Source organism: Massilia sp. BAP21 (assembly GCF_057801335.1).
In genome coordinates, this window is record NZ_CM173596.1 from 1,732,261 (window position 1) to 1,752,858 (window position 20,598).

At 65.4% G+C, this 20,598-nt stretch carries 18 protein-coding genes and 2 pseudogenes; 9 read left to right on the plus strand and 11 right to left on the minus strand.

Going from position 1 to position 20,598, the window contains the following annotated elements; translation table 11 throughout:
• Positions 1 to 24 precede the first annotated feature (24 nt).
• Together ACWYRN_RS07585 and ACWYRN_RS07590 are read left to right on the plus strand one after the other, a co-directional pair.
• Positions 25 to 960 carry an efflux RND transporter periplasmic adaptor subunit gene (locus ACWYRN_RS07585; protein WP_488691845.1) on the plus strand — a complete coding sequence of 312 codons (936 nt, stop codon included), beginning with the start codon at positions 25 to 27 and terminating at the stop codon, positions 958 to 960.
• A 12-nt stretch (positions 961 to 972) separates the two neighbouring features.
• On the plus strand, positions 973 to 2,415 hold the full coding sequence (locus ACWYRN_RS07590) for an efflux transporter outer membrane subunit (protein WP_488691846.1): 1,443 nt from the start codon (positions 973 to 975) through the stop codon (positions 2,413 to 2,415).
• Between the two features lie 315 nt (positions 2,416 to 2,730).
• Here ACWYRN_RS07590 and ACWYRN_RS07595 read toward each other — a convergent pair whose 3' ends face one another.
• The 4 genes from ACWYRN_RS07595 to ACWYRN_RS07610 are packed head-to-tail and all read right to left on the minus strand — an operon-like array spanning position 2,731 to position 7,814.
• Positions 2,731 to 4,941, minus strand: a complete 2,211-nt coding sequence (locus ACWYRN_RS07595) for a xanthine dehydrogenase family protein molybdopterin-binding subunit (RefSeq protein WP_488691847.1) — start codon at positions 4,939 to 4,941, stop codon at positions 2,731 to 2,733.
• Positions 4,938 to 5,960, minus strand: coding sequence for an FAD binding domain-containing protein (locus tag ACWYRN_RS07600; RefSeq protein ID WP_488691848.1), 1,023 nt, complete (start codon positions 5,958 to 5,960; stop codon positions 4,938 to 4,940). Before ACWYRN_RS07600 ends, ACWYRN_RS07595 begins: the two co-directional genes overlap by 4 nt.
• Positions 5,961 to 5,969: 9 nt before the next feature.
• On the minus strand, positions 5,970 to 6,533 hold the full coding sequence (locus tag ACWYRN_RS07605) for a (2Fe-2S)-binding protein (RefSeq protein ID WP_488691849.1): 564 nt from the start codon (positions 6,531 to 6,533) through the stop codon (positions 5,970 to 5,972).
• A gap of 45 nt (positions 6,534 to 6,578) precedes the next feature.
• Positions 6,579 to 7,814, minus strand: a complete 1,236-nt coding sequence (locus ACWYRN_RS07610) for an RtcB family protein (protein WP_488691850.1) — start codon at positions 7,812 to 7,814, stop codon at positions 6,579 to 6,581.
• Positions 7,815 to 7,969: 155 nt separating this feature from the next.
• Between ACWYRN_RS07610 and ACWYRN_RS07615 the strand changes: the two genes are divergently transcribed.
• Positions 7,970 to 8,374 carry a hypothetical protein gene (locus ACWYRN_RS07615; RefSeq protein ID WP_229436555.1) on the plus strand — a complete coding sequence of 135 codons (405 nt, stop codon included), beginning with the start codon at positions 7,970 to 7,972 and terminating at the stop codon, positions 8,372 to 8,374.
• A 9-nt stretch (positions 8,375 to 8,383) separates the two neighbouring features.
• On the opposite strand, the gene ACWYRN_RS07620 is transcribed toward ACWYRN_RS07615, so the two are convergent.
• The 3 genes and pseudogenes from ACWYRN_RS07620 to folE all read right to left on the minus strand — a co-directional run bounded on the left by ACWYRN_RS07620 (position 8,384) and on the right by folE (position 10,141).
• Positions 8,384 to 8,992 (minus strand): phosphatase PAP2 family protein, encoded by a 609-nt coding sequence (locus ACWYRN_RS07620; RefSeq protein ID WP_488691851.1) that lies wholly within the window; start codon positions 8,990 to 8,992, stop codon positions 8,384 to 8,386.
• Between the two features lie 231 nt (positions 8,993 to 9,223).
• Positions 9,224 to 9,499, minus strand: a pseudogene (locus tag ACWYRN_RS07625) (transposase); the annotation flags it as partial.
• Positions 9,500 to 9,574: 75 nt separating this feature from the next.
• A complete protein-coding gene (gene folE / locus ACWYRN_RS07630) occupies positions 9,575 to 10,141 on the minus strand; it encodes a GTP cyclohydrolase I FolE (RefSeq protein ID WP_229436553.1) in 567 nt (188 codons plus the stop codon).
• Between the two features lie 144 nt (positions 10,142 to 10,285).
• Here folE and ACWYRN_RS07635 point away from each other — a divergent pair, with 144 nt between their 5' ends.
• Positions 10,286 to 11,209 (plus strand): hypothetical protein, encoded by a 924-nt coding sequence (locus ACWYRN_RS07635; RefSeq protein ID WP_488691852.1) that lies wholly within the window; start codon positions 10,286 to 10,288, stop codon positions 11,207 to 11,209.
• Positions 11,210 to 11,213: 4 nt separating this feature from the next.
• Here ACWYRN_RS07635 and nudC read toward each other — a convergent pair whose 3' ends face one another.
• A complete protein-coding gene (gene nudC, locus ACWYRN_RS07640) occupies positions 11,214 to 12,032 on the minus strand; it encodes an NAD(+) diphosphatase (RefSeq protein ID WP_488691853.1) in 819 nt (272 codons plus the stop codon).
• A gap of 294 nt (positions 12,033 to 12,326) precedes the next feature.
• Between nudC and ACWYRN_RS07645 the strand changes: the two genes are divergently transcribed.
• From ACWYRN_RS07645 to ACWYRN_RS07655, 3 genes and pseudogenes are all read left to right on the plus strand, one after another.
• Entirely contained in the window at positions 12,327 to 13,379 is a 1,053-nt protein-coding gene (locus tag ACWYRN_RS07645) for a glycosyltransferase family 9 protein (protein ID WP_488691854.1), read from the plus strand.
• 235 nt (positions 13,380 to 13,614) lie between these two features.
• Positions 13,615 to 13,746, plus strand: a pseudogene (locus ACWYRN_RS07650) (IS607 family transposase); the annotation flags it as partial.
• Positions 13,737 to 14,927 (plus strand): RNA-guided endonuclease InsQ/TnpB family protein, encoded by a 1,191-nt coding sequence (locus tag ACWYRN_RS07655; protein WP_488691855.1) that lies wholly within the window; start codon positions 13,737 to 13,739, stop codon positions 14,925 to 14,927. The pseudogene ACWYRN_RS07650 and the gene ACWYRN_RS07655, both read left to right, overlap by 10 nt.
• On the opposite strand, the gene ACWYRN_RS07660 is transcribed toward ACWYRN_RS07655, so the two are convergent.
• Positions 14,928 to 15,533 (minus strand): DUF4254 domain-containing protein, encoded by a 606-nt coding sequence (locus ACWYRN_RS07660; RefSeq protein ID WP_488691856.1) that lies wholly within the window; start codon positions 15,531 to 15,533, stop codon positions 14,928 to 14,930.
• 155 nt (positions 15,534 to 15,688) lie between these two features.
• Between ACWYRN_RS07660 and ACWYRN_RS07665 the strand changes: the two genes are divergently transcribed.
• Together ACWYRN_RS07665 and ACWYRN_RS07670 are read left to right on the plus strand one after the other, a co-directional pair.
• Positions 15,689 to 17,476, plus strand: coding sequence for a glycoside hydrolase family 2 protein (locus ACWYRN_RS07665; protein ID WP_488691857.1), 1,788 nt, complete (start codon positions 15,689 to 15,691; stop codon positions 17,474 to 17,476).
• A 135-nt stretch (positions 17,477 to 17,611) separates the two neighbouring features.
• Complete coding sequence (locus ACWYRN_RS07670) at positions 17,612 to 18,439, plus strand: AraC family transcriptional regulator (RefSeq protein ID WP_488691858.1); 828 nt, start codon at positions 17,612 to 17,614, stop codon at positions 18,437 to 18,439.
• 50 nt (positions 18,440 to 18,489) lie between these two features.
• Here the strand turns inward: ACWYRN_RS07670 and ACWYRN_RS07675 are convergent, their stop codons facing one another.
• Positions 18,490 to 19,692 carry an MFS transporter gene (locus ACWYRN_RS07675; RefSeq protein WP_488691859.1) on the minus strand — a complete coding sequence of 401 codons (1,203 nt, stop codon included), beginning with the start codon at positions 19,690 to 19,692 and terminating at the stop codon, positions 18,490 to 18,492.
• Between the two features lie 454 nt (positions 19,693 to 20,146).
• Complete coding sequence (locus ACWYRN_RS07680) at positions 20,147 to 20,470, minus strand: DUF3861 domain-containing protein (RefSeq protein WP_488691860.1); 324 nt, start codon at positions 20,468 to 20,470, stop codon at positions 20,147 to 20,149.
• Positions 20,471 to 20,598: the final 128 nt, after the last annotated feature.

Consider the following 20,598-nt stretch of genomic DNA (forward strand, 5'->3'; position numbering starts at 1 on the left):
ATTTGTCCTGAATTTACTTTGATCATGTTCAAGAAATTTTCTCTTCCGGCAGTGGGCCGGGTCGGTATCACCCTGATCGCCGCCGCCGGCGCCGTGTATGCGGGCTGGCAGTTGTGGCGCCATTACGAAGTCGAACCCTGGACCCGCGACGGCCGCGTCAAGGCCTACGTGGTGCAGGTCGCGCCCGACGTCACCGGCCAGGTAACGAAGGTCTATGTGCACGACAACCAGCAGGTGGACGCGGGCGATCTGCTGTTCGAGATCGACCGCGCGCGTTTCGAACTCGCCCTGCGCCAGGCCGAGGCCGCCGAGCAATCGGCGCAGGCAGCGCTGAACCAGGCCCAGCGCGAATCGCGCCGCAACGTCCAGCTCGACGACCTGGTGGCGGCAGAGACCCGCGAGCAAGGCCAGTCGCGCGTGGAAACGGCGCGCGCCGCCCTGGCCCAGGCCGTGGTGAACCGCGACACCGCCAAACTGAACCTGGAACGCACGCAGGTGAAATCGGTAGTCAACGGTTTCGTTACCAACCTCGACTTGCGGCCGGGCGCCTACGTCAGCGCCAGCCATCCGGTGATGGCCCTGGTCGACCGCGCTTCCTTCTACGTCGAAGGCTATTTTGAAGAAACCAAGCTGCCGCAGATCCACCTCGGCGACCGGGTCGCCGTGTCGCTAATGGGCGCCCAGCAAAAGCTCGGCGGCCACGTGGAAAGCTTTGCCGAAGGCATTTCCGACCGCGACCGCACCACCGGCACCAACCTGCTGCCGAACATTAACCCGACCTTCAACTGGGTCCGCCTGGCGCAGCGCATTCCGGTGCGCGTGGCGCTCGATCCGGTGCCCGCCAACGTGCGCCTGGTTGCCGGCCAGACCGCCACCGTGCAGGTGTTGCCGGGCGCGGCCAAGCCGGCGGCGCGCCCCCAGGCACAGGCGATGGCGGCGCCGAGTTCGCTGAAAAACTAAGCGGTGACCATAATGGACTATCGAACTTTTTCCTTGAAAGCGGGAGCGCTGGCGGCCTTGCTGGCCGTAAGCGCCTGCAGCACCACCGTCGGCCCGAACTACCATGTGCCGGACGAAGCCGTGATGAAGCGGCCCGACGCCGCCGCGCCCTTCGTCGGCAGTGCGGAAAAACCGTTCACGCCTGAACCGCTGCCGAAGCAATGGTGGCGCCTGTACCACGACAGCACGCTGGACGGCCTGGTCGATAAAGCCTTTGCCGCGAACACCGACCTGCGCGTGGCCGCCGCCAACCTGGCGCGCGCCCGCGCCGTGCTGTCGGAAGCGGAAGAACTGCGCCGGCCGGAAGCGAGCGTCTCGGCTGCGCCGGCTTATGGCCGCGCATCCGGCGCCGCCAACGGCTTGCCGGGTTCGATGGCAGACCGCGCCACCTACGACACCGGCCTGCACGTGTCCTATCAACTCGACTTGTTCGGCAAGATCCGGCGCGCCATGGAAGCGGCCGGCGCCGATACCGAGGCCGCCGAGGCCGCGCTCGACCTGACCCGGGTGACCGTGGCCGCCGACACCGCGCGCGCCTACGCCGAGGCCTGCTCGGCCGGGCAGCAGATCGCGATTGCCCAGCAATCGGTGGACCTGCAGCGCAAGTTTGCCGAGTCCACCGCCCAGCGCGTGAAACTGGGACGCGGCACGGCGCTCGACAACAGCCGTGCGCTGGGTCAATTGGAGCAACTCCGCGCAGCCCTGCCGCCGCTGGAGGCACAGCGCCGCACGGCCCTGTACAGGCTGGCGGTGCTGACCGGCGAAACACCGGGCAATTTCTCGAAGGAGGTGGCGCAGTGTGTCAGGGTGCCGCAACTGGCGGCGGCGATTCCGGTGGGCGATGGCGCGGCGCTGCTGCGTCGGCGTCCGGATATCCGCCAGGCCGAGCGTTCGCTGGCGGGCGCGACGGCGCGCATCGGCGTGGCCACCGCCGAGCTGTATCCGCAGATCAGTTTGGGGCTGACGGCGGGCAGCACCGGCGGCTTATCAAGCCTTGGCGAAGGCAATACCTTCCGCTATAGCCTGGGGCCGCTGATTTCCTGGACGATTCCCTCGACCGGCACGGCGCGCGTCCACATCGAGCAGGCGGAGGCGAGCACGGCGGCATCGCTGGCGCGGTTCGACGGCGTGGTGCTGAATGCCTTGCGCGAGACCGAGACTGCCCTGACGGCGTATGCGCGCGAGCTGGACCGGAATGCGGCGCTGAAGGCGGCGCGCGACCAGAGTGCGCTGGCGTCGCAACAGGCGGCCCGGCTGTACCGGTTCGGGCGGACGGACTTCCTGACCACGCTGGACGCGGAGCGGACGCTGGCGTCGGCGCAGGCGGCAGTGGCAGCGTCGGATGCGAAGCTGGCCAGTGACCAGGTGGGGCTGTTCCTGGCGCTGGGTGGGGGTTGGGAAAAGGCCGGGGAATAACTGAGACGTTATCGTTTCCCGTACGGTGGGCCGGGCCGCGCTAGGCACCCCGTGCCCACGCGGTTACGTGCGTATGCGTGCGGCCGGCGGCGGTGAATCGTCGCCCGCGAAACATGCAAACAAACGCGATGCAAACGCGGGCGACTGGCGGTGATGGCGCGAGCGACATTTCACCTTTAACAGCTGAAGGAGACGCACGTAACCGCGTGGGCACTTCGTCATTGATGCCCCCGGCATCAATGACCCCATCGTACGGTTGAGTGCGTAGGTGCCGCACCGGCTATCGCCATGCGCGCACCCATTGAAACCAACAGCTTACAGCAACTTATCGAGCGTGATCGGCAACTCGCGTATCCGCTTCCCGGTCGCGTGATACACGGCATTCGCCACTGCCGCCGCCACGCCCGTAATCCCGATCTCGCCGATCCCTTTCGCCCCCAGCGGATTAACATGGGGATCGTCCTCATCCACCACTTCCACCTCGATGCTGCCGATGTCGGCATTCACCGGCACGTGGTATTCGGCCAGGTTGCCGTTCACGGCCCGCCCGTCGCGCAGGTCGAATACCGTTTCCTCGAACAGGGCCATGCCCAGCCCGAAGACGATGCCGCCCATTAGCTGGCTGTGCCCGGTCTTGGCATTCATCAGCTTGCCCACGCCATACACGCCGACCACGCGCGGCACACGCACCGTGCCCAGCGCTTCGTCGACGTGCACCTCGACGAACACCGCGCCAAAGGCATGCATCGAATACTTCTTGCTGGCGTCGCCGGGATCGGCTTCGGCCCGGGCCTCGATGGCCGCGCCTCCATGGCGCACGACGATGTCGGTCATCGATTCGCCTTTTGCCGCATCGCCGCGCAGGAACAATCGGCCGCCATCGATCTCGACTTCATCGGCCAGCGCACCGTGCAATGGCGAGCGCTCGTCGGCGACGGCGATGCCGACCAGCTTGAGCTTCAGGGCATGCGCCGCAGCCTTCACCGCCGGCGCCACGCTGGCCACCGTGGTCGAGCCGCCCGAGACCGGCGCCTCCGGCAAACGCGAGTCGCCCAGTTCGAAGCGCACACGGTCTACCGGCAAGCCGAGCGCCTCGGCCGCCACCTGGGTCATCACGGTATAGGTGCCGGTGCCGAGGTCCTGGGTGCTGGAGCGCACCACCACCATGCCATCCGCATCGATCGTGGCCGAGGCCGCGCCTTTCGAGCGGTTGGTCGGGTAGGTGGCCGTTGCCATGCCCAAGCCGACGAGCTTGTCGCCTGCGCGCATCGAACGCGGTTGCGGGTTGCGCCGGCTCCAGCCGAAGCGTTCGGCGCCGACTTCATAACACTGGCGCAGGGACTTGCTCGAGAACGGCAAGTCCTTGCCGGGGTCGCGCTCGGTGTAGTTCTGCAGGCGCAGTTGCAGCGGGTCGATGCCGAGCTCGCAGGCGAGCTCATCCATCGAGGACTCCAGCGCGAACGAACCCGAGGCTTCGCCCGGCGCGCGCATGAAGGTCGGCGTGCCCAGGTTCATGCGCGCCAGGCGGTGCGTGGTTTCCTCGTTCGGCACTTCGTACATCATGCGCGTCATCAGGCCGCAGGGCTCGATCCAGTCCTCGATCATCGAGGTGTAGGCGACGGTGTCGTGGGCGGTAGCGGTGAGCCGGCCATCAAGCATCGCGGCCAGGCGCATGCGCTGGTCGGTGACCGGTCGCGCACCCACCGGGCCGAACATCTGGTTGCGGTCGAGCACCAGCTTGACCGGGCGCCCCGCGCCTTTCGCGGCCATCGCCGCCAGCACCACGTGCGACCACACCGAACCCTTGCAGCCGAAGCCGCCGCCCACATACGGGCACAGCGCCGTGACCTTGTCTTCCGGAATACCGAGCGTGCCGGCCACGGTGCGCTGCACGCCTTTCATGTACTGGGTCGAGTCGTACAGGGTGAGATGGTCGCCGTCCCAGGCCGCGATTGTCGCGTGCGGCTCGATGGGGTTGTGGTTCTCGACCGGCGTGCGGTAGCTGGCGTCGATGCGCGCGCTGCCCGACAGCAGGCCGGCTTGCAAGTCGCCGCGCTGGGTATCGGGTTTCTGGGTCAGCACCTTTTCCGGCGGATGGGTGTGCTGCTTCGCTTCCTCGAAGTCGAGCTGGGCCGGCGTGCGTTCGTACTCGATGCGCAGCCGCGCCGCAGCCTCGCGCGCGGCCTCGAAGGTCTCGGCCACGACCACGGCAATCGGCTGGTTGTTGTAGTGAACCTGATCGTCCTGCAGCAGCGACAGCACGCGGCCGATCGGCGGCGAGACCTTCCCCTCCTTCGTTTCCTGCGGCAGGCGCAAGGCGTTTTCGTGCGTCATGATGTAGAGGACGCCCGGCACGCCCTCGGCCTCGCCGGCGTCGATGCGGGTGATGCGCCCGTTCGGCACCGTGCTGGTGACCATGACGGCATGCGCAAGATTGTCTACGGGATGCTCGGCCGAGTAGCGGGCGCCGCCGCTGACCTTGGCCCAGGCGTCGACTCGATTGATGGGTGCGCCGATGATGCTCATGCCGATTCTCCTGCCTGTTCCGTTGCAGCCGGTCCGGTGATGCCTGCGGCCACCTGCAGCGCCCGTACCACCGCGCGCTGCGCCAGTGCGATCTTGAATCCGTTATGGGCCTGCGCCTGGGCGCCGGCAACGGCCAGCTCGCCCGCGCGGCGCAGGTTTTCCTCGCTCAAGGACTGGCCGCGCAGCGCATCCTCGGCCTCCTGCGCGCGCCAGGGCTTGTGCGCCACGCCGCCCAGTACCAGGCGCAGGTCGCGCACCATGCCATCCTGGATATCCAGTGCTGCCGCCACCGACACCAGGGTAAAGGCATAGCTGGCGCGGTCGCGCACCTTCAGGTAGTGCGACTGCGCGCCGAAGGGCGACGCCGGCAAGTCCACCGCCGTGATCAGCTCGCCGTCTTCGATGACGGTATCGAACTGCGGCGTGTCGCCCGGCAGGCGGTGGAAGTCGGCGATCGGCACGCTGCGTTCGCCGTTCGGGCCGGAGAGACGCACCGTGGCGTCGAGCGCCGCCAGGGCCACCGCCATGTCGGACGGGTTGGTGGCGATGCAGTCCGGGCTGGCGCCGAGGATGGCGTGGATGCGGTTGAAGCCGTCGATGGCGGCGCAGCCCGAGCCCGGGTCGCGCTTGTTGCAGCTTTTAAAGGTGGGGTCGGTGAAGTAATAGCAGCGCGTGCGCTGCAGCAAATTGCCGCCGACGGTGGCCATGTTGCGCAGCTGGGCCGAGGCGCCGTTCAGGATCGCTTCCGACAGCACGCGGTAGCGCCCGCGCACCAGCGGGTGGTTCGCGGCGGCGGTGTTGCTGGCCATGGCGCCGATGCGCACGCCTCCGTCGGGCAATTCTTCGATGGCATTCAGCGCCAGGCGGCTGACGTCCACCAGCCGCGTCGGGCGTTCGACGCCGCTCTTGTACAGGTCCAGCAGATTGGTGCCGCCGCCGATGAACTTGGACCCAGGCGCACGCGCCAGCTCGACCGCGTGGGCGACGTCGCGCGCCCGCTCGTAGGAAATCGAATGCATGGCCTCTCCTCAGTTGACCGGCGCAGCCGCCGCGGTGCGGATCGCAGCCACGATGTTCTGGTAGGCGCCGCAGCGGCACAGGTTGCCGCTCATGCGTTCGCGGATCTCGTCCTCGTCCAGCCCCTGCGGGCATTCGCCGCGGGTAACCGCGCTTGCCTGGCCTTCGGCGATCTCGCGCAGCAGGGCCACGGTCGAACAGACCTGGCCCGGCGTACAGTAGCCGCACTGGAAACCGTCGTGGTCCATGAAGGCCTGCTGCACCGGATGCGGCTGGCCATCCTGGGCCAGTCCTTCGACGGTGGTGATCTCGCGGCCGTCGTGCATCACTGCCAGGGTCAGGCAGGAATTGATGCGCTGGCCGTCGACCAATACCGTGCAGGCGCCGCACTGGCCGCGGTCGCAGCCCTTCTTGGTGCCGGTCAGGTGCAGGGTTTCGCGCAGCGCGTCGAGCAGGCTCACGCGCGGCTCGAGGTGCAGTTGATGCTCGCTTCCGTTGATGCGCAGCGTCAGCGGCTGCGGTGGAACATACGGCGCCGCCACGGGCGCCAGCGGGGTCAGTTCGTCGTCTGGCATCGTCTACTCTTCGCTAAGGTTATTGGGGTGGTTCCATCCCTGGCTTCAGCCCTTCACGCAGACGATCTGCTTCAGGGTATGCACCACTTCCACGAGTTCGTCCTGGGCCTGCATGACGGCGTCGATGTCCTTGTAGGCCATCGGGATTTCATCGATCACGCCGTCGTCCTTGCGCGATTCCACGCCCTGCGTGGCACGTTCGACGTCGGCGCGGGTGAAGCGGCGCTTGGCTTCGGTGCGGCTCATGGTGCGTCCTGCGCCATGGCTGCAACTATTAAAACTTTCCGGGTTGCCCTTGCCGCGCACGATGAAGCTTTTTGCGCCCATCGACCCGGGAATGATGCCCAGTTCTCCGGCTTTTGCCGAGACCGCACCTTTGCGGGTAATCAGCACATCGCGGCCGAAGTGGCGTTCCTGCTGCACGTAGTTGTGATGGCAATTGACTGCCTCTACGTGGGTCTCGAAAGGCTTGGTGATCACGCTGCGTACCGCGTGGACCAGGTTCTGCATCATCACTTCGCGGTTGGTGCGGGCGAACTTCTGGGCCCAGCCGACCGCCTCGATGTAGTCCTGGTAGTGTTGGGTGCCTTCTTCCAGGTAGGCCAGGTCCTGGTCGGGCAGGTTCACCATGTGGCGCCGCATGTCCTGCTTGGCCAGCTCGATGAAATGGGTGCCGATGGCATTGCCCACGCCGCGCGAGCCGGAATGCAGCATCAGCCACACGAAATTGTCTTCGTCCAGGCAGATTTCCACGAAGTGATTGCCGCTGCCCAGGGTGCCGAGGTGCTTGTAGTTATTCGTGCCGCGCAGCTTGGGCCACTTGCGGCACAGGGCGTCGAATTCGTCCTTCAGTTTGGCCCAGCCGGCGTCGACCGGCGGCGGCGGACGGTCCCAGGAACCGACGTCGCGCCCCTTTGCATTGCGCGTCTTGTGCGACATGCCGTGCGGGATGGCCTGCTCAATGGCGCTGCGCAGCTTGCCCAGGTTGTCGGGCAGGTCGGTCGCGCGCAGGGTGGTCTTGGCAGCCATCATGCCGCAGCCGATGTCGACGCCGACGGCAGCCGGAATGACCGCGCCGAGCGTGGGGATCACGCTGCCGATGGTCGATCCCTTGCCGAGATGCACGTCGGGCATGACGGCTACGTGATGGTAGATGAAGGGCAGCTGGGCAAGCTTGCTTAATTGCTCCCTGGCGGCTTCCTCGACCGGCACGCCGCGGGTCCACATCTTGACCGGCTTGGCGCCGCGGGCTTCCAGCGTTTCGTATGCGGGCTGTTTCATGGATGCGCTGACTGGTGAAATCGACAACGGCTTCATCATGGCCCAAATCGCCGGAGCGGGGAGTCCGGGAGGATTCGACTGCGCAGTTGCGGCGCGCGGAGAGGCCGTTCTATACTGGCTGAGGCGCTATGTCGCGCCGGACCATGGAACCTTGCATGCGAAAACTTCTCCTGTTGACTCCCCTGCTGCTGGCCGGCTGCGTCGACGACTCGGCCACGTATTACATCGAGGGCAATACGCACGCGCTGACCGTGCGCGCGGTGCAGGAGCAGTTCTGGAAGAAGGAAGTCACGCTGGACCTGATCGCGGCGCGCATGCCTGATTGCCAGCGCCGCTTCGAGCTGGCCACGCTGCCGGTGTCGGATGTGGAACTCGAACTGTTCGGCTCCGGGGATAACGTCTACACGATCCGCGCCGGCGACACGGCCTGGCGCTTCGAGACCGGGGGCTGCAGCCAGATGGAAGAACCCGAGCAGGTGACCGGGCAGCCGCTCGGCCTGTTCCACTTCGACGAAAACAAGCAGCTGGTGTTCGAAGAGGCGGAAGCGCCGACCGAGTGACCTGGTGCGCTAGGGGCGCAGCCAGCCGCGGGCGATCGGCGTTTTAAGTACGCGCCGATACACTACCTGCATCTGCGGCACCACCAGCGCCGCCAGCGCCTGGCCGGTCCTGGTATTCACCAGCAAAGCCGCCACACTCGAGGTGACCAATGCCCCGGCCATGTCCAGCGGCCAATGCACACCCAGGAACACCCGCGCCCAGGCCACCACCACACCCAGCGCCAGCAAGGCGATGCCGAAGCGGCGTGCTTCGCGCAACGGTCCGAACGCCAGTGCCAGTGCCACCGAGAACATGCTGGTGCCGTGGTCGCTCGGGAAGGACGAGTCCGGCGCATGGAACATGAAGGTCTGCCCGACCTCGGCCATGAAAGGGCGCGGATGGAACCACGCCAGGCCGATCATCTTGTTGAGCGTTAGCGCGATCACGGCGGCCAGGAAGGCGCGCACGGCGGCTTCACGCCCGGCGGTATCGCCGTTTATCCACATCAGCACCAGGCCGAGCGGCAGGATCATGATCACCCATTCGGCGGCAAACACGGCACCGTGCAGGCGCCAGCCTTCCAGGCCGGGTGCGGAATTGATCAGTGAAAACAGGTACAGGTTGAGTTGGTCGAACATCGGGGCGCCGGCGTGAAAGAAAGACAATAGCTCCAGCGTAGCTCAGCCGTTCGGCGCGCACGGCTTGAAATCGCAACAGAATGTGACAAGGCAGGAACTGGCTGCACGGCACAGGCTGTTATGATCGCTGTTGTTATCAGTTTATACAATTCCAGCGCAAACGCGCCACACGGCTGAGCGCACTCAGCTCGGCCGCATCAGCCGCTGCAGCTGGGCCAGCTCGACGTCGCGCCCGAGCGTGTCGAGCGTTTGCTCGAGCAGCGAGCGCTCGCCGTTGCGCAGCATGGTCCATTGCGTGAAATATTCGTGCACGGTGCGCCAGGGTGGAAACTCGCGCGGCAGACTGCGCCAGGCAGCCCCCGTGTGCAGGAACCAGAGGACGGCGCAATACACGTCGTACAAATCGTGCTTGCGCGGACGCGTCTTGCGGCGCGCCGCTTCAAGTGTGTCGCGCACGAGCTCGAACTGCTCGCGGGCTATATCGCTGGGAAATTCGGGCCGGGCCATGACGTTCGCCCCCTAAACCTCCTTTGAGGGCGAAGTTAATGAACAGGTTCCCGGCGGGCCGGGTTGGCCCCTGATTTAGTCGCGTGCGAGCGACAGGAACTCGGTGCGCAGCGCCAGGTTCGGCTGCAGTTCGCCCAGCATGCAGGAGGTGATGGTTTCCTCGCCCTGGGTGCGGATGCCGCGGCTTTCCATGCACATGTGGCGGCACTTGACGACCACGCCCACGGCTTTCGGTTCCAGCACTTCCATCAGCGCATTCGCGATCTGCATCGTCATGCGTTCCTGCACCTGCAGGCGCTTCGAGAAGATGTCGACCAGGCGGGTCAGCTTCGACAGGCCGACGATCTTCCCGTTCGGCAGGTAGCCGACGGTGGCCTTGCCAAAGAACGGCGCCAGGTGGTGTTCGCAATGGCTGTAGACCGGGATGCCGCGCACCACGATCAGTTCGTTGTACTGCTCGGCGCCATCCTCGAAGGCCTTCAGGACTTCGACCGGGTCCTGGCCGTAGCCGGAGGTCCAGTGTTTCCAGGCCTTGGTGACGCGCGCAGGCGTTTCGTGCAGGCCGGGACGGTTTGGATCTTCACCGAGGCTGGTCAGCAGACGGCGCCAATCCTGTTCGGTAAATGCTTCTTTGTCAGACATGACATACCCTAAAAAATCGATTGCCGCCAGTATATAGAAAATGCGCCGAGCCTTCCGGCGCCTGCCGATTTCTTGAGCAAAACGGACTCCTCTGTTGCGCCGATGCGCTAGCGTGGACAGGTTTTCTTGCGAAAGGGAGGCGCTATGTTCGGAAGTTCGGTACTGGAATTGGCAATTGGCTTGACCTTCTGCTACGGCACCGTGGCGCTGATCGTCGCCACCTTGCAGGAAGCGCTGGCGGCGGCTTTCCGGCTGCGCGCCAACACCCTGCTGGCCGGCATCAAGAGCATGCTCAACGACCCGCGTTTCGACGCCCTGGCGCAGATGGTCTATGCCCATCCCCTGGTCAACCCGCACAGCAACGGCACGCCGGTCGACGAGCGCCACCTTGCGGCCCGCCCATCCTACATCGAACCGGCGCAGTTCGCGATTGCGCTGATCGACAGCATACAGCGCGTTCCGGGCGACTTCGCGCGCCTGGGCGCCGACATCGACGGCATCGCCGATCCGCAGGTGCGGCGTGCACTGCACGCCCTGTACGCGCGCGCCGGCGGCGACCTGGAACGCTTCCAGGCGCTGGTGGCCGGCTGGTTCGACAACGCCATGGAGCGCGTGTCCGGCGCCTATAAACGGCGCCAGCTGCTGATCTCGCTGTTGCTGTCGCTGCTGCTGGCGATCATGTTCAACATCGACAGCATCTCCCTGTTCCGCACCCTCTGGCAGCAGCCCCAGCTGGCGGCCCACATCGATGCCGTGCCCGGCGCCCTCGACGCTGCCACCCTGAGCAAGCTGTGGGCGCTGCCGATCGGCTGGACGAGTTTTCCGCCGGTGTGGGATACCGCCTTTGCCCTGCAGGCGGCCGGCTGGCTGATCACGGCGGCGACCACCCTGTTCGGCGCGCCGTTCTGGTTCGATTTATTGCAGCGCGCGGTGCAGTTGCGCGGGACCGGCGCGCGGCCGGAAGAAGCGCCGCGCACCATGCCGGCTGCTGCGGTAGCCGTGGCCCCGGCCGTTGCACTGCTTCCGGCACGCAGCGCGCCGGCGTTACCGGCGGCGACCGAAAGCTGAGCTGTTATTTTCCAGGCGGCCGGTGCGCGTCCACCAGCACACTCGACACCGAGATGTGCGGCACGCGCTCCGGCCATTCGTCGTTTGGTCCGAACCAGCGCGCCTCGGCGATTTCGCTGGCATCCACGCGGATCTCGCCGCCGGTGTAGTCGGCGGTAAAGGCGATCATCAGCGAATGCGGGAAAGGCCATGACTGGCTGGCGAAATACTGCAGGTTCGTCACCCGCAAGCCCACCTCTTCCATCACTTCGCGGTGGATCGCTTCCTCGATCGATTCGCCCGCCTCCAGGAAACCCGCCAGCGGCGTGAAACGCTTCGCCGCCGAGGCATGGTGCAGCGCCAGCAGCACCTTGTCGTCCTTCTTGATCAGGACCATCATCGCCGGCGAAATGCGCGGGTAGGCCAGGTGGCCACAGTGGGTGCACTTGAAACTGCGTTCGTGCATCAGGCGTTCCATGCGATGCGCGCAGGCGCCGCAGTAACGGTGGGTACGCGCCCATTCGGCGATCTGGGCCGCGCGGCCGGCCACGCCGAGCCGTTCCTCGTCCATGTCGCCGAACAGCGAACGCAGGCCGCGCCAGGCGTGGCCCGGCGGCGCCGCTTCGCTTTCGCTCCATCCAGCCTGGCAATAGCGATCACCCAACAGGCCGACCGGCTGCATGTGCGCCGGGTCGAGGTCGAGCGTGGCCAGGGCCGCGGCGTCGGGCAGCGCCAGGTCGTGCTCGCGCACCAGCAGGCGGCCGCCGTGGAACAGGAAGGTGAGCGGAGCGGGATGGGCTTGCGGCGCCATCAGCGCCGTGAAAGTGGAAGGCGTATGCAGCATGGACAGTGGTCGAGGCTCGGATGAGAAGATGTTTTTCATGATACCGCGAGCCGTGCGCGCCCGCCCGCGCCTGTTTGAAAACCGTGCCGAACTAATCGCTGTGCATCGCGCTCCAAGTAGGGCTGGAACGCTCATCCAGACGACCAGAGAACAGCGCGTCTGATTCCTTGTCCTTTCCGCGAAGCCGTAGATCGTCGATGGCCGCCGTTGCGATTCCGGCGGGCTGGCATGCGCTGTCGGCCGAGCATGACCTGCCGCGTTGCGCTGCCAGGATAGTCATTGATGGAGGAAACCGTGCAACGCCGTCCGCTTTTCCACCGGCTCGACATCGATTCCGTGGCCGTGTTCCGCGCCCTGCACCTGGGCGACATGCTGTGCGCGGTGCCGGCCCTGCGCGCGCTGCGCACGGCGCTGCCGCATGCGCGCATCACCCTGGTCGGCCTGCCCTGGGCCAGCCAGTTCGCCGCGCGCTTTCGCCACTACATCGACGATTTCCTGCCCTTTCCCGGCCATCCGCTGCTGCCCGAGCAGCCGGTGCGGCACGCGGAACTGACGCCCTTCTACGCCAGCATGTGCGCGCGGCGTTTCACGCTGGCGCTGCAGCTGCACGGCAATGGCGGCATCAGCAACGAGATCGTCGCCGGCTTCGGCGCCCAAGCCGTGGCCGGCCACTGCCAGGGCAAACCAATTGCCACCGAGCGCACTGTGCTGTTTCCCTACCCCGAAGTCGGCGCGGAGTCCGAACGGCTGCTGCACCTGGTCCAGCGGCTGGGGGCCAGCGCGGTCGGCGACTACCTGGAATTCCCGCTGGCCGCGGAAGACCGGCAGGAACTCGAAGCGAGCGGCATCGCCACGGGCCTGCAACCCGGCAGCTATATCTGCGTGCATCCCGGCGCGCGCAAGCGCGACAAGTGCTGGCCGGCGCGCCGCTTCGCCGACGTGGCGGACCGCCTGGCGGCCGAATTCGGGGTCGACGTGGTGCTGACCGGTTCGGCAGACGAAGCCGACCTGGCCGCGGAAGTGGCAAGCCACATGCAGGCGCGCGCCGTGAATGCGGCTGCGCCGATCTCGATCGGGGCGATGGCGGTGTTGATGAAGCAGGCCCGGCTGCTGGTCTGCAACGACACCGGCGTATCACACATGGCCGCCGGCCTGCGCCTGAAAAGCGTGGTCATCTTCAGCAAGGCCGACATCGCGCGCTGGGCCCCGCTCGACCGCGACAACCACCGCTGCATCTGGGACCCGGACGCCCAGCGCTCGGCCGCCGTGCTCCAGCATGCGCGCGCCCTGCTGGCCGGGACCGCCCCCGGCCGGCAGCGCAGGGCGGGAATGTGGCCGTACTGGTAGGCGAATGCTACAGGCCGATCATCGCTCGCCCTTCACGGCGCAGCCCGCCCGGAGTTGCGCGCTTGCCCGTACAGGCAGGGCTTGTAAAAGAATGAGGGAACATGTTCAAGTATGCGCAGTCGTACGCATTATGAATAAAGTCGTCTCCATCAGTTTGGCTGCAAAAGCACTCGGTGTCTCGACCAGCACCTTGCGGCGCTGGGAGGCCCGCAGCCAGCTGGTGCCGCTCAGGACCGAGGAGTTGGTGGCCGATGTACTCGAGATCATCACCGTGTTTTCCGCCCGCCTGTACGGAAGCCGCGGTCACCGTAATCAGAAACTAATCGACGGCATGGAGCATGCGATAAAGGAGACACAATGTTCCTAGCCCACCGTATCCGTCTCGATCCCAACAATCTCCAGGCTACGTATCTGGCACGTGCGGCCGGAACTGCCCGGTTTGCCTACAACTGGGCCCTAGCCGAATGGCAGCGCCAGTACACGGCGTATAAAGCCGACCCAGCCTTGCCGAAGCCAAATGAAGCGGCATTGCGGCGCCAGCTCAACGCGATTAAACGTCAGCAGTTTCCGTGGATGCTGAAGGTAACGAAGAGCGCACCGCAGATGGCAATCATCCAGCTCGGCCGTGCTTTCCAGAATTTCTTCGAAAAACGGGCACGCTACCCGCAGTTCCGACGCAAGGGCCGCGATGACCGGTTCGCCTTGACCAGCGACCAGTTCCGCGTCGAGAACAAGCGCATTCGACTTCCGAAACTCGGCTGGGTAAGAATGCGCGAAGCCTTGCGCTTTACAGGGAAAATTCCCTCAGCCTCGATCTCGCGCACGGCCGATCACTGGTATGCCAGCATCACAGTCGACATCCCGGAAGTACCGCTACCGCACGCTGAAAACGGAGGCGCGGTAGGTATTGACCTTGGTGTGACGCATTTGGCGACTTTATCGACCGGAGAAACCGTAGCCGGACCGAAAGCATTGCGAACTTTATTGGATCGTCTGCGGCGCTTATCACGCAATCTGTCGCGCAAGGTGAAGGGCTCACGCAATCGCAGCAAGGCGAAAACCAAGCTGGCGCGCTTGCATGCCAGGATCGCCAACGTGCGTGCCGACAGCTTGCATCAGCTCAGCACAGCTATCACCCGGCGCTTCCACACCATCGGCATCGAAGACTTGCACGTCAAGGGCATGCTCGCCAACCGCTGCATGTCACGTGCTATTGCCGACATGGGGTTTGCCGAACTACGGCGTCAGCTCGCGTATAAGGCACAACAGCGTGGCAGTCAACTCGTCATCGTGAACCGCTGGTATGCCAGCAGCAAGACATGTTCAGGCTGCGGACATCAGCTCGACGTGCTCGATCTGGGAACACGCCAGTGGTCCTGTCCGGCGTGTGGGGCGCTGCACGACCGCGACATTAATGCAGCAATCAATTTGAAAAACATGGCGGTGAGTTCCACCGCATCGGCCTGTGGAGGAGAAGGCGCTGGCCCTGTGCCTGAGGCGCAGGGTGGAACCGGCTCCAGTGAAGCAGGAAGCCAGCGCAAGAGCTAACTATGTGTAGCTTTTGGTAAGTCTGGGTGAACGGGAACGGTCGTTGTACATCTTGTACTGCCGGTACACCTTGAACCAGGCGCGCCCGATTTCCGCCTCGCGCAGCAGGCGTTCCAGGCAGCCGGCCAGGTCGGTGCGCTGCTGCTGCAGGCGCTGCAGGCGGGCGGCGCAGGCCTGGACGTGGGCGCTGCCGGCGTCGACGCGGCGGGTCTGTTCGCGCATGTGGTGGATCTTCAGGGCCAGGATGGACAGGCGGTCGATCATGGCGCCCGCGGTTTCGCTCGACAGCCAGGCGCCGGGAGCGGGTACGACGGCGGCCTGCGCCAGCGCGGCCAGGATGGCTTCGTCGATGGATTCGACGGCGTCGTTGCGCTGCTGGTTGTAGGCGTCGATGTGGCGCTTGCTGGCGGCGATTTCGCTCGCGGCTACGTCGCGCCGGCGTGCCTTGTCTTCTTCTCGCCACAATAGCAGATTAAATTCGTGGTTCGCGGCGATGGCCGGCCAGGCGCCGCGGCCCGTGATCGGCACCGGCGCGTCGGTGGCGGACAGCCGCAATACCGCGTCGTGATACTGGGTGATCGAGCGTACATCGGGTTCGTGCAGCATCGCCGCCTCCTTGTCGCGAGCAGGTTTGCTCGGCTCATCATTGGAGGCAGGTGGGGGCTTGAAAGTTCTGCGCCATTGGAGTGTACTTTACGAGAGCGCAAATACGCAGTGAATACCGCATTCCGCCCCTCCCCCACCCTGTTTTCACGACCATCATGCAAACGTTTGTAGACCCCCGCGCGCACCACCCGCGCCCCCAAATGGTGCGCCAGCAATGGGCCAGCCTCGACGGCTGGTGGGAATTCGCTTTCGACGACCAGGACGCCGGCCTGCACGAGCGCTGGTTCGACGGACGCGCGCTTCCCCGGCAGATCCTGGTGCCCTTCCCCTATCAATCCCAGGCCTCCGGCATCGGCACCCGCGACATCCACGAGATCATGTGGTACAGCCGCAGCTTCGAGGTGCCCGAAGGCTGGGACTACGGCGCCCTGCTGCTGCATTTCGGCGCTTGCGACTACCGCGCCGATGTCTGGGTCAACGGCCGCGTTGCCGGACGCAACCGCGGCGGCCACGTGCCGTTTTCCTTCGACATCGCGCCCTACCTGAAGCCGGGAGCCAACCGCGTCACCCTGCGCGTGGAAGACCGCCAGGACCCGTATCAACCGCGCGGCAAGCAGTCGTCCTCGGGCACGCCGGTGCGCATCTATTACTACTGCACCAGCGGCATCTGGCAAAACGTCTGGCTGGAACCGGTACCGGCGCTGCGCATCGACCACCTGCGCATCCACGAAGCGCACCCGGACGGCACGCTGGCCCTGACCGTCCACCTGCACGGCCCCGCCAGCGAATGGGAAGCCGAGCTCGACGTACTGGAGAGCCTGGACTCGGAACAGGTCTGCGCCACGGCGCGCGTTGCCAGCCGCGGCGCCAGCCTGGACCTGCGCACCCAGGTGCCGGACCCGCGCCCCTGGTCGCCCGCCTCGCCGCACCTGTACAAGCTGCGCGTGCGCCTGCTGCATCGCGGCCAGCCTGTCGACACGGTCGAGGCCTACGCCGGCCTGCGCTCGATCGAACTGAAGGACGGCTTCTTCCACCTGAACGGCAAGCGCACCTTCCTGCTGATGGCCCTCGACCAGGGCTACTGGCCCGACACCCTGCTGGCTGCGCCGTCCGACGAAGCCTTGCGCGCGGATGTGGAATGGGCGCGCCGCTTCGGGTTCAACGGCGTGCGCAAGCACCAGAAGATCGAGCACGAACGCTGGCTCTACTGGTGCGACGTGCTGGGCCTGATGGTGTGGGAAGAAATGCCGAACGCGCGCTCCTGGTCCGAGGAGTCGGAAGAGCGGCTCGAGCTGGAATGGCTGCGCGCCGTGCTGCGTGACGCGAATCACCCGGCTATCGTCGGCTGGGTGCCGGTGGTGGAAAGCTTTGGCTTCCCGGAACTCACGCGCCACCCGCACCAGCACGATTTCTTGGAACGCATGGTGGCGCGCACGCGCATGGTCGATCCGTCCCGCCCGGTGATCGACAACGACGGCTGGCAGCACACCGACGTCACCGACATCTGCACCATCCACGATTATTCGCATCCGGTGGAAAAGCTGCTGGAGCGCTATGCCGGCACCCTGCTCACCGGCCTGCCGCCGGAAACCGGCTGGCACAAGGCGCGCGAACTCTTTTTGGCCGGCGCCCAGTACCGTGGCCAGCCGATCGTGTTTTCCGAAGTCGGTGGCTACCTGCTCAAGCCCGATGGCCCCGAGCGGCGGCGCGACCGCCTGTACGACCACTACGGCAACGTCGGGGATGTCGACGAGCTGGGCCAGCGCTACCGCATGCTGATGCAGGGCCTGGGTTCGCTCTCCTTCCTGGCCGGACTGTGCTACACCCAGCTCACCGATGTCGAGCACGAGCAGAACGGCTTGCTGACGGCGCAGCGCGAACCGCGCCTGCCGCCGGAGCAGGTGGACGCCCTGCACCGCAGCCTGTGGCCGGACGCCTGGTGATTTAACGGATTTGATGAAAAGAAGCAACGCATTGTCAGGATTTTTATCCTGAAGGCACGGAAAACTGGCAATTCGCTTTCCAAGACTTAGCAAATCGTCCAGAATAGATAGGGAATTCGTCAAATTCTCATTTCTATGGACAAGATCTCGTCGCTGGTGGGCCGTTATTCGTTCCGTGCACGTGTGTTTTTCAACGGCGTCTTCTGCGACGCCAACGCTTTTCCGGAAGACCCGGCCGCGGGCCAGCTGCACCTGGTCCGTTCCGGTACGGTCGTTTTCCGCCAGGACGGCGCCGAGCCGCTGCGCGTGGACGAGCCGGCGATGGTGTTCTATCCGCGCGGCAGCGCGCATACGCTGGAAATCCCCGACGGCGCCGGCGCCACCCTGCTGTGCGCCCACATCCGCTTCGAGGATGGCGGTGCCAACCCGCTGGCGCGCGCCCTGCCCGACCGCCTGTACCAGCCGCTGAACGAGATGGGCGCCCTGCGCCAGACCCTGGAACTGCTGTTCACCGAGGCGGCCAGCCCCAGCCAGGGTCGCGAGGTGATCCTCGACCGCCTGTGCGACGTGCTGATGGTGCAGGTCTTGCGCAATGAGTTCGACAAGGGAGAGATGTCGGTCGGTTTGCTGGCGGGCCTGGCCGACCGCCAGCTGTCCCTGGCCCTGGCCGCGATCCACGAACGTCCCCACGAACCCTGGCAGCTGACCTCGCTGGCGCGCCTGGCTTGCATGTCGCGCGCCCGCTTTACCGAGCACTTCCGCAACGTGGTGGGCATGCCGCCCGGCGAATACCTGACGCGCTGGCGCATCGGCATGGCGCAGAACCTGCTGCGCAAGGGCCTGCCGGTCAAGGTGGTCAGCGCCCAGGCGGGCTATACCAGCGCACCGGCATTCACGCGCGCGTTCACGACAATGGTGGGCATGTCGCCACGGCAGTGGCTGAAAGAAGCGGCGCCGGCCTGAGATTGCTCTCAGCCGGCGCCGTGGGGTACTGCTTCAGGAAGATTGACTGCTTATTTGAGCAGCTTGGTGCGGCTTGCAACCAGGGCGATCACGATCGACAGGACGCCGACATAACCGATGGCCATCTGCATGCCGACGTGGCTGGCGATGGCGCCGATCACCGGCGGGCCCATCAGGGTGCCGCTGTAGGCCATGCTGGCCACGCCTGCCAGGGCGATCGGGCCCTGGGCGCCGGCGGCGCTGAACACGAACGGGAACAGCAGCGACAGGCCGAGGCCGGCGACCGCGAAGCCGCCCAGTGCGGCGTGGGCGCTCGGCGCCATCACCGCGAAGAACAGGCCCATGGCCGAGACGACTGCGCCGACGGTCACCAGGCGCTGGGCGCCGAAGCGGGTCTTCAGTTTGTCGCCAACCAGGCGCGACAGCAGCATCATGACCGAGAAGCACGACAGGGCCAGCGGCGCCAGGCCGTCGGTGGCGTTGAAGTGTTCTTTCAGGAACACGCCGCTCCAGTCGGCGATCGAGCCTTCCGACATCGAACCCAGGAAGCCCAGCAGACCCAGCAGTGCCATCGGACCGCGCGGCAGGGCGAACTTCTTCTTTTCCACTTGCTCGGCTTCGTCCGCGATGTTCAGCACTTGCGAGGCAGCCCACAGGATGGCGGCCATCGGACCGGCGACCATCATGAAGTGAATCGCAGGCGCGATCTTCATGCCGGCCATCACGCTGCCCAGGGTGGCGCCAGCCAGGCCGCCGGCGCAGGCCAGGCCGTGCAGCATCGACATTTCCGACTTGCCGGTGGCTTTTTCGCGCTTGCTGGCGGCGGCGTTCATGGCCACGTCGTAGGTGCTGGCGGTGATGCCCAGCATCAGGACGGCGCCCATCACGCTGGCGACGGTCGGGGCGATGCCGATCGCCACCAGCACGGCCAGCAGGGCCAGGCCCGAGTACAGCATGGTCTTGCGGGCGCCGCAGCGGCGCATCAGGAAGGACGAGACCGGGAACGACAGCAGGGCGCCGACGCCGCCGCACAGCAGCACCATCGACAGCGACGAGTGCGAAATGTTCAGGCGTGCGGCCATGGCCGGGATACGACCGGCCCACGAGCCCATGATCACGCCGAAAATGGTGAACATCACCGGCAGCGACAGGTTCTGGATCTGGGCGAAGACTTTGCTGCGGCGCGAGGCGACGACAGTGCCGGCGGCGCTTGCGGTGTTCAGGGTATCAACGGCTGGAACAGTAGTTTGCATTTGGTATGAATCTAGTTGTAAGAGCCTGTGGCTACAGGAGTTTCTTAAGAGTGCGATCCAATCGGAAAGTTTCCGCCTGGAAGAATTTTTTTCAGCTGCTCTGCCATTCGTAAAAGCTTGCTAACTGGGGCAGAAAAAACAAACGCCAACCGAAAAAGTTGGCGTCAGGAAGCTGATGGGAGGCAATTTTACGCATCTGGCCGCGCTTTTGCATTTTCCATGCGGAAAAAAATTATGCGCGTTGCGTGGTGTTCACAGTCAACTTTTTAACTGTTAACAGAGGGTTACGAGGTGTGATTCGTCTTGCATGTCGGCAAGCTACTTTTGCTCACTCGAATGTAAGAGAGTGTGACGAAGGCTTGCAGAAACGGCGACACATTGTTCTTTTTCGCAGGCATAAAAAAGCCGGACAAAGGTCCGGCTGGCGCGATTTTGCTGCAGAGCAGCAGATGAGTTAGCCGGCCTCGCCGGTCTTGCCGGCCTCGCCCGCTGTGCGCATCTGCGCCTTGAACGCCGCGATGTACTCGCGGTAGGCAGCGGCAATCGGCGCAAACAGCGGATCGTCGCGGTGCGCCAGCATGACTTCGCTGAACAGCTTCATGCCCAGTGCCAGCGCAGCCGCTTCGTCGTGTTCGAAACGCCCCGCAGCGCGTACCCGGGCGATGATCTCGAAGATGTCGTCGTGGTTGCCGACCTCGAAGGAAAGCGGCGCCGGCGGATCGGCTTCCTTCTTGCCGCCTGTGTATTCGAGGGTGATCCGGAAATTGTGCGCACTCATCAATGCTCCTTCCTGGTCCATGTTCAAAGGAACATGATGCCGCAGGCACGCCACACACTGCGCCCGGGTTGGCCGTCTTGCGCCATATCACAACTCCTGTGCATGGCTCACGGTAGCGTTGAAGCTTC

Coding starts and splice junctions, on each gene's coding strand:
- ACWYRN_RS07585 (WP_488691845.1), top strand. CDS start 25: ATGTTCAAGAAATTTTCTCTTCCGGCAGTGGGCCGGGTCGGTATCACC.
- ACWYRN_RS07590 (WP_488691846.1), top strand. CDS start 973: ATGGACTATCGAACTTTTTCCTTGAAAGCGGGAGCGCTGGCGGCCTTG.
- ACWYRN_RS07595 (WP_488691847.1), bottom strand. CDS start 4,941: ATGAGCATCATCGGCGCACCCATCAATCGAGTCGACGCCTGGGCCAAG.
- ACWYRN_RS07600 (WP_488691848.1), bottom strand. CDS start 5,960: ATGCATTCGATTTCCTACGAGCGGGCGCGCGACGTCGCCCACGCGGTC.
- ACWYRN_RS07605 (WP_488691849.1), bottom strand. CDS start 6,533: ATGCCAGACGACGAACTGACCCCGCTGGCGCCCGTGGCGGCGCCGTAT.
- ACWYRN_RS07610 (WP_488691850.1), bottom strand. CDS start 7,814: ATGAAACAGCCCGCATACGAAACGCTGGAAGCCCGCGGCGCCAAGCCG.
- ACWYRN_RS07615 (WP_229436555.1), top strand. CDS start 7,970: ATGCGAAAACTTCTCCTGTTGACTCCCCTGCTGCTGGCCGGCTGCGTC.
- ACWYRN_RS07620 (WP_488691851.1), bottom strand. CDS start 8,992: ATGTTCGACCAACTCAACCTGTACCTGTTTTCACTGATCAATTCCGCA.
- folE (WP_229436553.1), bottom strand. CDS start 10,141: ATGTCTGACAAAGAAGCATTTACCGAACAGGATTGGCGCCGTCTGCTG.
- ACWYRN_RS07635 (WP_488691852.1), top strand. CDS start 10,286: ATGTTCGGAAGTTCGGTACTGGAATTGGCAATTGGCTTGACCTTCTGC.
- nudC (WP_488691853.1), bottom strand. CDS start 12,032: ATGCTGCATACGCCTTCCACTTTCACGGCGCTGATGGCGCCGCAAGCC.
- ACWYRN_RS07655 (WP_488691855.1), top strand. CDS start 13,737: ATGTTCCTAGCCCACCGTATCCGTCTCGATCCCAACAATCTCCAGGCT.
- ACWYRN_RS07660 (WP_488691856.1), bottom strand. CDS start 15,533: ATGCTGCACGAACCCGATGTACGCTCGATCACCCAGTATCACGACGCG.
- ACWYRN_RS07665 (WP_488691857.1), top strand. CDS start 15,689: ATGCAAACGTTTGTAGACCCCCGCGCGCACCACCCGCGCCCCCAAATG.
- ACWYRN_RS07670 (WP_488691858.1), top strand. CDS start 17,612: ATGGACAAGATCTCGTCGCTGGTGGGCCGTTATTCGTTCCGTGCACGT.
- ACWYRN_RS07675 (WP_488691859.1), bottom strand. CDS start 19,692: ATGCAAACTACTGTTCCAGCCGTTGATACCCTGAACACCGCAAGCGCC.
- ACWYRN_RS07680 (WP_488691860.1), bottom strand. CDS start 20,470: ATGAGTGCGCACAATTTCCGGATCACCCTCGAATACACAGGCGGCAAG.